This is a genomic window from Pseudomonas sp. CC11G (assembly GCF_056174845.1).
In genome coordinates, this window is record NZ_JBWBZC010000019.1 from 20,280 (window position 1) to 33,272 (window position 12,993).

At 58.8% G+C, this 12,993-nt stretch carries 13 protein-coding genes; 10 read left to right on the plus strand and 3 right to left on the minus strand.

Translation table 11 applies throughout. From position 1 onward, the window contains the following. The first annotated feature begins 186 nt into the window (after positions 1–186). The gene (locus AC0V2S_RS20075; RefSeq protein WP_475511259.1) at positions 187–954 is read left to right on the plus strand and encodes a GntR family transcriptional regulator; all 768 of its coding nucleotides are present in this window, start codon (positions 187–189) and stop codon (positions 952–954) included. 108 nt (positions 955–1,062) lie between these two features. Here the strand turns inward: AC0V2S_RS20075 and smpB are convergent, their stop codons facing one another. Then, positions 1,063–1,545, minus strand: coding sequence for an SsrA-binding protein SmpB (gene smpB, locus AC0V2S_RS20080; RefSeq protein ID WP_108098230.1), 483 nt, complete (start codon positions 1,543–1,545; stop codon positions 1,063–1,065). Positions 1,546–1,737: 192 nt separating this feature from the next. Here smpB and AC0V2S_RS20085 point away from each other — a divergent pair, with 192 nt between their 5' ends. From AC0V2S_RS20085 to AC0V2S_RS20095, 3 genes are read left to right on the plus strand one after another with little or no spacing between them, the layout of a single operon-like run. Continuing rightward, positions 1,738–3,141 (plus strand): sodium-dependent transporter, encoded by a 1,404-nt coding sequence (locus tag AC0V2S_RS20085; RefSeq protein ID WP_475511260.1) that lies wholly within the window; start codon positions 1,738–1,740, stop codon positions 3,139–3,141. A 7-nt stretch (positions 3,142–3,148) separates the two neighbouring features. Further along, on the plus strand, positions 3,149–3,583 hold the full coding sequence (locus tag AC0V2S_RS20090) for a type II toxin-antitoxin system RatA family toxin (RefSeq protein ID WP_475511261.1): 435 nt from the start codon (positions 3,149–3,151) through the stop codon (positions 3,581–3,583). Continuing rightward, positions 3,576–3,881 (plus strand): RnfH family protein, encoded by a 306-nt coding sequence (locus tag AC0V2S_RS20095; protein WP_475511262.1) that lies wholly within the window; start codon positions 3,576–3,578, stop codon positions 3,879–3,881. The genes AC0V2S_RS20090 and AC0V2S_RS20095 overlap by 8 nt, the downstream gene beginning before the upstream one ends. A gap of 69 nt (positions 3,882–3,950) precedes the next feature. Here AC0V2S_RS20095 and AC0V2S_RS20100 read toward each other — a convergent pair whose 3' ends face one another. Further along, a complete protein-coding gene (locus AC0V2S_RS20100) occupies positions 3,951–4,469 on the minus strand; it encodes an outer membrane protein assembly factor BamE (RefSeq protein ID WP_475511263.1) in 519 nt (172 codons plus the stop codon). A gap of 97 nt (positions 4,470–4,566) precedes the next feature. Between AC0V2S_RS20100 and fur the strand changes: the two genes are divergently transcribed. After that, complete coding sequence (gene fur / locus AC0V2S_RS20105; protein WP_110616982.1) at positions 4,567–4,971, plus strand: ferric iron uptake transcriptional regulator; 405 nt, start codon at positions 4,567–4,569, stop codon at positions 4,969–4,971. Between the two features lie 73 nt (positions 4,972–5,044). Here fur and recN read toward each other — a convergent pair whose 3' ends face one another. Then, on the minus strand, positions 5,045–6,721 hold the full coding sequence (gene recN / locus AC0V2S_RS20110; RefSeq protein ID WP_475511264.1) for a DNA repair protein RecN: 1,677 nt from the start codon (positions 6,719–6,721) through the stop codon (positions 5,045–5,047). A gap of 158 nt (positions 6,722–6,879) precedes the next feature. Here recN and grpE point away from each other — a divergent pair, with 158 nt between their 5' ends. The 5 genes from grpE to carA all read left to right on the plus strand — a co-directional run bounded on the left by grpE (position 6,880) and on the right by carA (position 12,974). Beyond that, on the plus strand, positions 6,880–7,488 hold the full coding sequence (grpE, locus tag AC0V2S_RS20115) for a nucleotide exchange factor GrpE (RefSeq protein ID WP_475511317.1): 609 nt from the start codon (positions 6,880–6,882) through the stop codon (positions 7,486–7,488). Between the two features lie 100 nt (positions 7,489–7,588). Beyond that, positions 7,589–9,505 carry a molecular chaperone DnaK gene (gene dnaK / locus AC0V2S_RS20120; RefSeq protein ID WP_475511265.1) on the plus strand — a complete coding sequence of 639 codons (1,917 nt, stop codon included), beginning with the start codon at positions 7,589–7,591 and terminating at the stop codon, positions 9,503–9,505. A gap of 123 nt (positions 9,506–9,628) precedes the next feature. Next, entirely contained in the window at positions 9,629–10,762 is a 1,134-nt protein-coding gene (gene dnaJ, locus AC0V2S_RS20125; protein ID WP_108098221.1) for a molecular chaperone DnaJ, read from the plus strand. 64 nt (positions 10,763–10,826) lie between these two features. Beyond that, positions 10,827–11,642: a 4-hydroxy-tetrahydrodipicolinate reductase gene (gene dapB / locus AC0V2S_RS20130; protein ID WP_475511266.1), complete on the plus strand. Its 816-nt coding sequence runs from the start codon at positions 10,827–10,829 to the stop codon at positions 11,640–11,642. Positions 11,643–11,837: 195 nt separating this feature from the next. Beyond that, on the plus strand, positions 11,838–12,974 hold the full coding sequence (gene carA / locus AC0V2S_RS20135) for a glutamine-hydrolyzing carbamoyl-phosphate synthase small subunit (RefSeq protein WP_475511267.1): 1,137 nt from the start codon (positions 11,838–11,840) through the stop codon (positions 12,972–12,974). Positions 12,975–12,993 lie beyond the last annotated feature (19 nt).

Below are 12,993 nucleotides of genomic sequence, written 5' to 3' on the forward strand. Positions count from 1 at the left end.
TGGTATTACCAATTTACAAATTCGACGGCTCAGGGTAAAAGCCCTACACGAAGTCTGTCAATTTCCGGCTCTACTACTTTCGTCGTTAGGGCTGGGAATCAGGTTGTTCTTGTTGCCGGGTGGCGGATGTCGTTAGGCTGCCGCGCGTTGGTCGCACAGGGCCTGAGAGCGCAAGTGGAGAAGGGCATGGGGTTCGGTCATATACAGCAGCGCCGTTTGTCGGACGATATCGTCGAACAACTGGAGCGCATGATTCTCGAAGGCACATTGAAGGCCGGCGAGCGTCTGCCGGCGGAGCGTGCATTGGCCGAGCAGTTCGGGGTTTCCCGGCCTTCTTTGCGCGAGGCGATTCAGAAGCTGGCGGCGAAAGGGCTGTTGGTCAGCCGTCAGGGTGGCGGCAACTATGTGGCCGAATCATTGGGCTCGACCTTTAGCGACCCACTGCTGCATCTGCTGGAAAGCAATCCTGAAGCGCAGCGCGATCTGCTGGAGTTTCGTCACACGCTGGAAGGTTCCTGCGCCTTCTACGCCGCTCAGCGTGCGACGGAGCTGGATCACCAACGTCTGCGTGAAGCGTTCGAAGCCTTGCAGAACTGCTATGCCAGCGAAGGCAAAGTGAGCCGAGCCGAGGAGGGCGCCGCCGATGCGCGCTTCCATCTGGCCATCGCCGAGGCCAGCCACAACGCGGTGTTGCTCCACACCATTCGCGGCCTGTTCGACCTGCTCAAGCGCAATGTGGTGACCAATATCGGCGGCATGTACGCCCTGCGTAGCGAGACCCGCAACATGCTGATGCAGCAGCACAGCGAGCTGTATCACGCGATTGTTGAGGGGCGCGCGGAACAGGCGCGGGAAATCTCCAATCGCCATATTCATTACGTGCAGGAAGTGTTGGCCGAAGGGCTACAGGAAGCGCAGCGCGTGGCGCGGGCAGAGAGACGGCAGGGGTTTTAACCGCGCTGAAACCAAAAAGCATCGCGGCTGAAACCGCTCCTACGGATTGTGCGAGTCGTAGGAGCGGCTTCAGCCGCGATGCTTTTGGATGTTGCAGGTTCAGCGACGTTAGTCGTCTTTACCCTTGGTACGCACCGCCCGCTGCAGCTCGCGGTCAGAATCACGTTCACGCTCGGTGTGGCGCTTGTCGTATTCCTTCTTGCCCTTGCCCAGACCAATCTCGATCTTGATCAGGTGGGCTTTCCAGTAGATGGAGAGCGCCACGCAGGCAAAGCCTTTCTGCTGGACCGAGCTGGTGATTTTTTCGATTTCGCGCTTGTTCAGCAGCAGCTTGCGCGTGCGAACAGGGTCGGCGATCACGTGGGTGCTGGCGGTGGTCAGCGGTGCGATGTGGGCGCCAATCAGCCAGGCTTCATCGTTTTTCAGCAGCACATAGCTGTCGACCAACTGGGCTTTGCCGGCGCGCAGGCTTTTGACTTCCCAGCCAGCGAGCACCATACCTGCTTCGAATTTATGTTCGATGAAGTAGTCGTGACGGGCTTTCTTGTTTTGGGCAATGGTGCCCTCGGGGTGTTTTTTTTGCTTGGCCATAGGCGGCGCATTATAGGCAGTAGTCCTGCCGCTGGCGACAGTTTACGCAGCCGCTACGCTATTGCTGTTTCCCGTGGCTTTTAACGGCCGCCGCACTGCGGCACTCACCCTTGAGGGGCAGGGGTGAATCTCGGACAATGCGCGCCTCTTTGTTTTGGCCCCCTTGGGCCTCTCACCTCCCGGCAGGTTTTCATGGCAGGCGACAACGTTTCAATTCACGGCTCATGGGCCAGCCGCTGGGTATTTATCTTCGCGGCCACCGGCTCGGCAGTAGGGTTGGGCAGCATCTGGAAATTCCCCTATATGACCGGCGTGTACGGCGGCGGGGCATTCGTGCTGATGTTCTTGCTGTTCATTGCCCTGCTCGGCGTGCCGGTGATGGTGGCCGAAACCCTGATCGGCCGCCGCTCCCGGCTAAGCCCGGCGAATGCCTTGAGGGCGTTGGCGGCACATACGAAGCACGCGAACAAATGGTCATGGGCGGCCTTCGCCGGCATGGTTACGGCGCTGCTGATTCTTTCCTTTTATAGCGTGGTCGGTGGCTGGGCGTTGGACTACATCCTGGGCGTTGGCTGGGGGAAATTTCAGGGTGTAAATGGAGATCAAGCCAGCGGCTACTTTGCCAATATGGTCTCCGATCCGTGGCGGATGATCCTCTGGCACACGGTGTTTATGGTGCTTTCTGCCGGAGTGATTGCCCGTGGTGTGGTCGCGGGGCTGGAGCGCAGCCTGCGGGTAATGATGCCGCTGCTGTTTGTGCTGCTGGTGATTCTGCTGGGCTACAGCCTGACCACCGGCCACTTTATGGAAGGCGTGCGGTTTATGTTCCACTTCGACCCCGCGCGCGTTCTCGATGGCCTGCTACCGGCCATGGGGCATGCCTTTTTCTCGTTGAGCGTCGGCATTGGCGCCATCCTGGTTTACGGCGCCTATATGCCCAAGGGCACGTCGATTACCGGCACCGTAGTGGGTGTGGCGTTGTTGGATACCTTCGTTTCCCTGCTGGCCGGCCTGGCGCTGTTCCCGATAGTGTTTGCCGCTGGCTTGAACGCCGGGGAGGGGCCGGGGCTGATGTTCGTGACCTTGCCGCTGGCGTTTGGCAATGTGGCGTTCGGGCAGTTGATCGGCGTGGTGTTCTTCGTGCTGGTCACCGTGGCGGCCTGGAGTTCGGCCATTTCTTTGCTTGAGCCTATGGTGGCGTATCTGGTGGAGCGCACGCGGTTTAGCCGGGCGTGGGTGACTTCGGCATTGGCCTTCGCCTGCTGGTTTTTCGGCCTGGGCACGGTGTTCTCGTTCAATGTCTGGAAAGAGGCAAAGTTCTTTGTCACTGAGGGCGGCGGCTTTCAGCTGTATCAGTGGGGCGCGGCGGGCGGTCTGGATCTGTTCGGCGTGATCGACTTCTTTACCTCGCGCATCATGCCGCCGGTGGGCGCGCTGACCTTTGTGGTGTTCGCCGGCTGGGTCATGGGCCGTGAAGCGGTGCGTGACGAGTTGGCCATGCGCAACCCCACGTTGTTCGCCGCTATCTTCTTCCTTATGCGCTATGTTGCGCCGCTCGGTATCCTTGTCGTGTTTGCCGCGCAGTTATTCAAGTGAGATTTGCATGACCACCCATATTCAACGCTCCGCTTTGTTGCCGTATCCAGCGAAGGCTCTTTATGACCTGGTCAACGACGTGGCGAACTACCCGGAATTTCTCCCCTGGTGTGCCTCCACCACGGTGTTCGAGCACACCGACACCCTGATGCGCGCGAGCTTGCAGGTGGCCAAGGGCGGTATCAGCCAGCAGTTCGTGACGCGCAATATTCTCGTGCCGGGGCAGAGCATCGAGATGAATCTGGAGGAGGGGCCGTTCAGTGAGTTGCACGGCGTCTGGCAGTTCAAGGCGCTGACCGACAAGGCCTGCAAGATTAGCCTGGACCTGTCCTTTGAATACTCCGGGCAATTGGTGCGTGCGACTTTGGGGCCGCTTTTCAACCAGGCTGCCAATACGTTGGTGGATGCCTTCTGCCAGCGGGCCAAACAGCTGTATGGCTGAGGTAGTGATCGAGGTCGAGGTGGTTTATGCGCTGGCGACTGTTCAGCGGTTGGTGACGTTGCAGGTGCCGGCGGGAACCACCGCGCGGCAGGCCGTGGAGCGTTGTGGCTTGGCGGCGGAGTTTCCAGAGTTGGATGTGCACACTTGCCCGCTAGGGATTTTCGGCAAGGCCCTGACCGAACCGCAGGCGCGTGTGTTAGAGGCGGGGGACAGGGTGGAAATTTACCGACCGTTGATTGCTGATCCCAAAGAAGTGCGCAAACAGCGAGCGGCGAAGGCCGCAGCGAAGCGGCAATAAATCACGCGAAGCCCAGATGCAAAAAAGCCCGGACATGTCCGGGCTTTTTTATGTCGCCAGTGCAGTGAATTACTGCGGCGAGGTCTCCAGCGGCGTAGGCGTTGGCACCGGTACGGTCTCGACGTCGACATCTTTCTGGATTTTTTCCAGCAGCGAACCGGGTTTGGCTGGCTCTTCTGGCTTGGCTTTTTCTTCCGCTTTTGGTGCGGCGGCGGGTGTTTCACCCGGGCCAAGAATTTCCTGGTCGCGGCTCACACCCGGCATAAAGTCGCCGGACAGGCCCGCCAATTGGTCGTTGGCATCGAAGGTGATGCTCACGCGCTCTTGCAACCGCTGACGGCCGCCGGGCTGAATGCTGTACAGGTAATCCCAGCGATTGGCGTGGAAGGTGTCCGAGATCATGGGGTTGCCCATGATAAACCGCACTTGGCGTCGGGTCATTCCAGGCTTCAACTGGTCTATCATGTCCTGCGTCACGACATTGCCCTGCTGAATGTCGATTTTATAAACCCCGGGGAATGAACAGCCGGCGAGTGCGAGTAAGCCCACAAAGGTGAGGCTAGTCAGCAAGAGCTTGGTGTTTTGCATCGGTGGGAGACTTCCACTATCTTGGCTGGGCAATTTGGCCACCGATCATACCTGCATTGAAGGAAGCTGCGAAGCAGCAACCACGAGAAAGCTGACCATGGTAGAAAATAGCGAACTACGTAAAGCTGGCCTGAAAGTGACCTTGCCACGGGTCAAGATTCTGCAGATGCTCGATTCTGCAGAGCAGCGCCATATGAGTGCGGAAGATGTGTACAAGGCACTGATGGAGGCTGGCGAAGATGTGGGTTTGGCCACGGTCTACCGTGTTCTGACTCAATTCGAAGCCGCAGGTCTCGTGGTCCGTCATAACTTTGATGGCGGCCATGCCGTGTTCGAGCTGGCTGATGGCGGCCACCACGACCATATGGTGTGCGTCGATACCGGCGAAGTGATTGAGTTCTTCGATGCTGAAATCGAGAAGCGCCAGAAAGAAATCGTGCGTGAGCATGGCTTCGAAATGGTCGATCACAATCTCGTGCTCTATGTGCGCAAGAAGCGTTAATCGCTTTTAACGCCACATAAAAAACGCCGCGTCCTTATAGAAGGGCGCGGCGTTTTTTTATGCCGTGATTTTTTTACGCGCTCGCAGCGCTATTGACCATTTTGCGCGCGTGGGCAAGAGATTCCTTGGTCAGATCCACACCACCCAGCATCCGCGCCACCTCTTCGATGCGCCCCGCGTTGTCTAGTGTGGCCACTGCCGTGTGAGTTTCGCTGTCGCCGCGCGCCTTGTGCACGAACAAATGTTGATGCCCCTGCGCGGCCACCTGCGGCAAGTGGGTAACGGTCAGTACCTGGCCGCGCTCGCCGAGGCGACGCAGCAATTGACCGACTACCTCCGCGGTAGGGCCGCCGATGCCGACGTCCACTTCGTCGAACACCAGCGTCGGTACCCGCGAGGTTTGCGCGGTGATCACCTGAATCGCCAGACTGATACGCGATAGCTCACCGCCGGACGCCACTTTGGCCAGCGCTTTGATGGGCTGCCCGGGGTTGGCGCTGACCAGAAACTCCACCTGTTCCAGGCCCTGCGGATGAGGGTCGCTGCTGTGGGTGGCGTTCAGTTCGATGCTGAAACGCCCGCCGGGCATGCCCAGACGTTGCATTTCAACTTCAACGGCGCTGGCCAGATTTCCCGCAGCGCCGTGGCGCAATGCGCTTAGCTCTTGGGCTTTTTCCTGGTAATGACGGGCAAAAGCGCTGAGCTCTTCAGCTAAGCGCTCAGTGGCCTGATCATCTGCATTTAAACTTTCCAGCTCGTCGAACAGCTGTTGCTGCATGGCCGCCAGCTCGCTCGGCAAAATGCGGTGTTTGCGCGCCAGCGTGTAGATGCTGTCCAGGCGCTCTTCCAGCAATTGCAGGCGTTCTGGGTCGGCATCGAAGTGATCGAGGAAGCGGTTGAGTTCGCCCATGGCTTCCTCTACCTGGATTTGCGCGCTAGCCAGCATATTGACCGCTTCGCCCAGGGCGCCGGGCTGGCTGCGGAAATTGCTCAGGCGACCGACGCTGCTTGTCAGCGCCGACAACACGTTGCTGCCGTCATTTTCGCTGCATTGTTCGATCACCAGGCGACAGGCGCTAAGCAGGCCTTCGGCGTTGGTCAGGGTTTTGTGTTCCTGCTCCAACTGCTCCAGCTCGTTTTCGCCAAGGCCCAGGTTGTCCAGTTCTTCCAGCTGATAGCTGAGCAGTTGGTGGCGAGCACGCTGTTCGTCGCCGGCGCTGGAGAGACGCTCCAGTTCATTGCGGGTTTGCTTCCAACGCTGCGCGGCCAATTGCACCTGACGCGCCAATTCCTGGCTGCCGGCATATTCATCCAGCAGGCGGCGGTGGGTTTCCGGTTTGAGCAGCGATTGGTGCTCGTGCTGGTTGTGGATATCGATCAATAACTCGCCAATTGCTTTCAAATCGCCCTGCGGGCACGGCGAGCCGTTGATATAGCCGCGCGAGCGTCCTTCGGCGGTGATGACACGGCGCAGGATGCACGGGCCGTCGTTATCCAGGTCGCGTTCGGCGAGCCAGGCTTTGGCTTCGGGGATATCGGAAATATCAAAACTGGCGAGGATGTCCGCCTTGTCAGCGCCGGGGCGTACTACGCCACTGTCGGCGCGGTCGCCCAGCGTCAGGCCGAGGGCGTCGAGCATGATCGATTTGCCGGCGCCGGTTTCGCCGGTGATTACGCTCATTCCGCCATTCAGCTCGAGGTCGAGGTGCTCGACGATGGCGTAGTTATGTACGGAAAGATGTACCAGCATGGCGGAGGCTCCAGGCGTAAAGTCTGGTTATTTATACAGTGTTTGTTTTGCGCCTGACAATCCTCCTTTGCTCTTGAATCGTCAGATTGTGACCCCATATAAGCGGCAGAACCGTGAGTTGAGGCTCGCGAACCGGATAGTCAGAGCTCAAAAAAAGCATCGCGCGAGCTCGCGAGCGATTTAAACAGGAGGACCGCATGGCCGACGAACAGACCCAGAATTCCCAACATCCCGATATCGAAACGGCTGCAGAAGGCGCTGCGAGCGAAGACTTGGCTGCCCGCGTGCAAACGCTGGAAGAACAGCTGGCCGCTGCTCAGGATCAAGCGTTGCGCGTTGCGGCAGATATGCAGAACGTGCGTCGCCGCGCCGAGCAGGATATTGAGAAGGCGCACAAGTTTGCGCTGGAAAAATTCGCCAACGACCTGCTGCCAGTGGTCGACAGCCTTGAGCGTGGTCTGGAGCTGTCCAACCCGAACGACGAGGCCATCAAGCCCGTACGTGAAGGTTTGGAGCTGACCCTCAAGCTGTTCCAGGACACCCTTAAGCGCTACAACCTGGAAGCCATCGACCCGCACGGCGCGCCGTTCAACGCCGAGCACCATCAGGCCATGGCGATGCAGGAAAGCACCAGTGTTGAGCCCAATAGCGTGCTCAAGGTGTTCCAGAAAGGTTACCTGCTCAACGGCCGTTTGCTGCGCCCCGCGATGGTGGTGGTCAGCAAGGCGCCAGCCGAGCCGCAACCTTCTATTGATGAGCAGGCTTGAAATTCGCCGTAAGGCCCCCATCTAACAGTCAAGCGTTTAAGTGCTACCGCAGTTAGCCACCACTGCTGCGGCAACCAAATTCAGTTTCAGGAGAACAAACATGGGCAGAATCATCGGTATCGACCTGGGGACTACTAACTCCTGCGTCTCGATCCTCGAAAACGGCACCGTCAAGGTGTTGGAAAACGCCGAAGGCGCGCGTACCACTCCTTCGATCATTGCTTATACCAACGACGGCGAAATCCTCGTCGGTCAGTCGGCCAAGCGTCAGGCTGTTACCAACCCGCACAACACCTTGTATGCGGTAAAGCGTCTGATCGGCCGTCGTTTTGAAGAAAACGTCGTACAGAAAGACATCGAAATGGTGCCGTACAAAATTGTCAAAGCTGACAATGGCGACGCCTGGGTGGAAGTGAAGGGCCAGAAAATGGCACCGCCACAAATCTCCGCCGAAGTGCTGAAAAAGATGAAGAAAACCGCCGAAGACTACCTCGGCGAGCTAGTGACCGAGGCGGTGATCACCGTGCCGGCTTACTTCAACGACAGCCAGCGTCAGGCAACCAAAGACGCCGGCCGCATTGCCGGTCTGGAAGTTAAGCGCATCATCAACGAACCAACCGCGGCCGCTCTGGCTTACGGTATGGACAAGGCAAAAGGCGATCACACCGTGATCGTTTATGACCTGGGTGGCGGTACTTTCGATATCTCGGTAATCGAAATTGCCGAAGTCGATGGCGAGCACCAGTTCGAAGTGTTGGCCACCAACGGTGACACCTTCCTCGGTGGTGAAGACTTCGATATCCGTCTCATCGACTACCTCGTTGACGAGTTCAAGAAAGAAAGCGGCATCAACCTCAAAGGTGATCCGCTGGCCATGCAGCGTCTGAAAGAAGCTGCTGAAAAAGCCAAAATCGAGCTGTCGTCCGCGCAGCAGACCGACGTCAACCTGCCGTACATCACTGCAGATGCCAGCGGTCCTAAGCACCTGAACGTGAAGATCTCCCGCGCCAAGCTGGAATCGCTGGTGGAAGACCTGGTGCAGCGCACCATCGAGCCTTGCCGTACCGCATTGAAAGACGCCGGTATCGACGTTGGCGCGATCCACGACGTGATTCTGGTCGGCGGTCAGACCCGTATGCCTCTGGTGCAGAAGCTGGTTACCGAGTTTTTCGGTAAAGAAGCTCGTAAAGACGTGAACCCGGACGAAGCCGTTGCCATGGGTGCTGCTATCCAGGGCGCTGTATTGGCTGGCGACGTGAAAGACGTTCTGCTGCTGGACGTAAGCCCGCTGACCCTGGGTATCGAAACCATGGGTGGCGTGATGACTGCGCTGATCGAGAAAAACACCACGATTCCTACCAAGAAATCGCAAGTGTTCTCGACCGCTGACGACAACCAGGGCGCTGTGACCATTCACGTGCTGCAGGGCGAGCGTAAACAAGCGACGCAAAACAAGTCGCTGGGCAAGTTCGACCTGGCCGAGATTCCGCCAGCACCGCGTGGCGTGCCGCAAATCGAAGTTACCTTCGACATCGACGCCAACGGTATCCTGCACGTGTCGGCCAAAGACAAGGCGACCGGCAAGCAGCAGTCGATTGTGATCAAGGCGAACTCGGGTCTGTCCGAGGAGGAAATCGAACAAATGGTGCGTGATGCCGAGGCCAATGCCGAGGAAGATCGCAAGTTCGAAGAGCTGGCCGGTGCACGCAACCAGGGCGACGCCTTGGTGCACGCTACTCGCAAAATGATCACCGAAGCGGGCGACAAAGCCACTGCGGACGAGAAAGCAGCCATCGAAAAAGCGTTGGGTGAACTGGAAGTGGCCGTTAAAGGCGACAGCAAGGAAACCATCGACGCTAAAGTAGCGGCTCTTTCCGAAGCCACCGCTCCACTGGCCCAGAAAATGTATGCCGAGCAGCCTCAGGCTGGTGAAGCAGCGCCTGGCCAGGAAGAGCCGAAAGGCGGTGCCGACGACGTAGTCGATGCCGAGTTCGAAGAGGTTAAAGAAAACAAGTAAGCGTCCATTTGCTTGCTCTCCAATCCGGCCAGCCATTGCGCTGGCCGGGTGTTATCCGCCACGCGGGAGCTTGCTCCCGCGTTGGCGTGTCTGGGGAAGCCGATTTAAGAGTGTTGAAGAATTATGGCTAAGCGTGACTTTTACGAAGTGCTGGGTGTTGAGCGTGGCGCCAGCGAAGCGGAACTGAAGAAGGCTTATCGCCGCTTGGCGATGAAGCATCACCCGGACCGTAACCCTGGCGATAAAGAGGCTGAAGAGCGCTTCAAAGAGGCCAACGAGGCCTACGAAGTGCTGTCCGACGCCAACAAGCGCGCAGCGTTTGACCAGTACGGTCATGCCGGCGTCGACCCGAGCATGGGTGGCGGTGGCGCAGGTGGTGCCGGATTCGGCGGCGCGAACTTCTCCGATATTTTCGGCGACGTGTTCAGCGATTTCTTCGGTGGTGCTCGCGGCGGTTCCCGTGGCGGCGCGCAGCGCGGTAGCGACCTGCGTTACACCCTGGAGCTGGACTTGGAAGAGGCTGTGCGCGGCACGACCGTCACCATTCGCGTACCGACGTTGGTCAATTGCAAAACCTGCGATGGTTCCGGCGCGAAGAAGGGCACCAGCCCGGTTACTTGTACGACCTGTGGTGGTATCGGCCAGGTTCGTATGCAGCAGGGCTTCTTCTCGGTGCAGCAAACCTGTCCGCGCTGCCACGGCAACGGCAAGATGATTGCCGATCCGTGCGGTACTTGCCACGGCCATGGCCGTGTTGAAGAACACAAAACCCTGTCGGTAAAAGTGCCGCCAGGCGTGGACACCGGCGATCGCATTCGTCTGTCCGGCGAAGGCGAAGCGGGCGCCATGGGCGGCCCGGCTGGCGATCTGTATGTGGTCGTGAATGTGCGCGAGCACTCGATCTTCCAGCGCGACGGCAAGCATCTGTACTGCGACGTGCCAATCAGCTTCGCTGATGCGGCATTGGGTGGCGAATTGGAAGTGCCGACCCTGGATGGCCGAGTGAAGCTGAAGATTCCGGAAGGTACGCAAACCGGCAAACTGTTCCGGCTGCGTGGCAAAGGCGTGGCCCCCGTGCGTGGCGGCGGTGCTGGCGACCTGATGTGCCGGGTGGCGGTGGAGACGCCGGTCAACCTGGACAAGCGTCAACGCGAACTGCTGGAAGAGTTTCGTAAGTCGCTGGCCACCGATGACAGCCACTCGCCGAAAGCCAGCGGTTGGTTCGAAGGTGTGAAGCGTTTCTTCGGCGACGTGTAAACAGGCCTGAGCGGGGCGCTCGTGCGCTTCGCCGGCTGCAAGTTATTAGCTGGGAGCTTGATGCATGGCAGGTATAGCGCGACGTATAGCCGTAGTGGGCGCCGCCGGGCGCATGGGCAAAACCCTGATTGAGGCGATTGGCCTGGCCGAAGGCGCCACGCTGACCGCGGCGATCGATCGTCCGGATAGCAGCCTGATTGGTGCCGATGTGGGCGAGCTGGCCGGTTTGGGCAAATTGGGTATCACCTTGGCGGGTAACCTCGCCGATGTGCTGGATCAGTTCGATGTGCTGATTGATTTCACTCATCCCACGGTCACCCTGAAAAACCTGGACGTCTGCCGCAAGGCCGGCAAATCCATGGTGATCGGTACCACCGGTTTTAGCGTCGAGGAAAAACAGCTGCTGGCTGAAGCGGGCAAGGAGGTCTCGATTGTGTTCGCGGCCAACTTCAGCGTTGGCGTCAATCTGTGTCTGAAACTGCTGGATACTGCGGCGCGGGTTCTGGGCGATGACGTGGATATCGAGATTCTCGAAGCGCACCACCGTCATAAGGTTGATGCGCCATCAGGTACGGCTGTGCGCATGGGCGAAGTGGTTGCCAAGGCGCTAGGGCGTGATCTGCAGAAGGTGGCGGTTTATGGTCGCGAAGGCCAGACCGGCGCCCGTGATCGCGAGACCATCGGTTTCGCCACCGTGCGTGCCGGTGATGTGGTGGGCGACCATACTGTGCTGTTTGCTGCGGATGGCGAGCGGGTCGAAATCACCCATAAAGCCTCTAGCCGTATGACCTTTGCGCGTGGTGCCGTGCGCTCCGCATTGTGGCTGGATGGCAAGTCTGCCGGGCTGTATGACATGCAGGATGTGCTTGATCTGCACTGAGACGACTAAACGGTTGTCATCTTGGGTAGACCAAAAATGCCTTTTTCTGTAAGCTACAGCTTTAGTGTGTCCACTAAAAGCGCGCAGTTAACTTGAAAAAGTGATTCTAAAAAAAGCGGGGTGACGTGTCTAAACGTCATCCCGCTTTTTTACAACCTGCGTATGCCCTGTCAGGCTTGATTACGGGAGGTCTTCTTGACTAAGCCAGCCATACTCGCCCTTGCTGATGGCAGCATTTTTCGCGGCGAAGCCATCGGAATCGACGGTCAAACCGTCGGAGAGGTGGTGTTCAATACTGCTATGACCGGCTATCAGGAAATCCTTACCGATCCTTCCTATGCCCAACAAATCGTTACCCTGACTTATCCACATATCGGCAACACCGGCACCACGCCGGAAGATGCTGAATCCAACCGCGTCTGGTCCGCCGGCCTGGTTATCCGCGATTTGCCTCTGGTGGCCAGCAACTGGCGCAACACCATGTCGCTGTCGGATTACCTGAAAGCCAACAATGTCGTGGCCATCGCCGGTATCGACACCCGCCGCCTGACCCGCATCCTGCGTGAGAAAGGCGCCCAGAATGGCTGCATTCTGGCGGGCGACAACATCTCCGACGAGCAAGCCCTGGCTGCCGCACGCGGCTTCCCAGGTCTCAAAGGCATGGACCTGGCGAAAGTAGTCAGCTCCACCGAGCGCTACGAGTGGCGCTCCAGCGTGTGGAACCTGAAAACCGACAGCCACCCGGAAATCGCTGCCAGCGAGTTGCCGCACCACGTGGTGGCGTTCGACTACGGCGTGAAGCTGAACATTCTGCGGATGCTGGTTGAGCGCGGTTGCCGCGTGACTGTAGTGCCGGCGCAAACCCCGGCGAGCGAAGTGCTGGCGTTGCAACCGGACGGCGTGTTCCTGTCCAACGGGCCAGGCGACCCTGAGCCATGCGACTACGCCATCCAGGCCATCAAGGACGTGCTGGAAACCGAGATTCCGGTATTCGGCATCTGCCTTGGCCACCAGCTGCTGGCCCTGGCCTCCGGCGCCAAGACCGTGAAAATGGGTCACGGCCACCACGGTGCCAACCACCCGGTGCAAGACCTCGATACCGGCGTGGTGATGATCACCAGCCAGAACCACGGCTTTGCTGTGGACGAGGCGACCCTGCCAGCCAACCTGCGTGCTACTCACAAGTCGCTGTTCGACGGCACTCTGCAAGGCATCGAGCGTACCGACAAAGTGGCCTTCAGCTTCCAAGGTCACCCCGAGGCGAGCCCGGGTCCGCTCGACGTTGCTCCATTGTTCGACCGATTCATCGAAGCCATGGCCGCGCGCCGTTAAGCCTGCCGACAGACCTTAG

Bases quoted from the DNA above. Each gene is read 5' to 3' on its own strand.
- fur (WP_110616982.1), top strand. From the start codon at position 4,567: ATGGTAGAAAATAGCGAACTACGTAAAGCTGGCCTGAAAGTGACCTTG.
- AC0V2S_RS20100 (WP_475511263.1), bottom strand. From the start codon at position 4,469: ATGCAAAACACCAAGCTCTTGCTGACTAGCCTCACCTTTGTGGGCTTA.
- dnaK (WP_475511265.1), top strand. From the start codon at position 7,589: ATGGGCAGAATCATCGGTATCGACCTGGGGACTACTAACTCCTGCGTC.
- AC0V2S_RS20095 (WP_475511262.1), top strand. From the start codon at position 3,576: ATGGCTGAGGTAGTGATCGAGGTCGAGGTGGTTTATGCGCTGGCGACT.
- dapB (WP_475511266.1), top strand. From the start codon at position 10,827: ATGGCAGGTATAGCGCGACGTATAGCCGTAGTGGGCGCCGCCGGGCGC.
- recN (WP_475511264.1), bottom strand. From the start codon at position 6,721: ATGCTGGTACATCTTTCCGTACATAACTACGCCATCGTCGAGCACCTC.
- dnaJ (WP_108098221.1), top strand. From the start codon at position 9,629: ATGGCTAAGCGTGACTTTTACGAAGTGCTGGGTGTTGAGCGTGGCGCC.
- AC0V2S_RS20085 (WP_475511260.1), top strand. From the start codon at position 1,738: ATGGCAGGCGACAACGTTTCAATTCACGGCTCATGGGCCAGCCGCTGG.
- smpB (WP_108098230.1), bottom strand. From the start codon at position 1,545: ATGGCCAAGCAAAAAAAACACCCCGAGGGCACCATTGCCCAAAACAAG.
- AC0V2S_RS20075 (WP_475511259.1), top strand. From the start codon at position 187: ATGGGGTTCGGTCATATACAGCAGCGCCGTTTGTCGGACGATATCGTC.
- AC0V2S_RS20090 (WP_475511261.1), top strand. From the start codon at position 3,149: ATGACCACCCATATTCAACGCTCCGCTTTGTTGCCGTATCCAGCGAAG.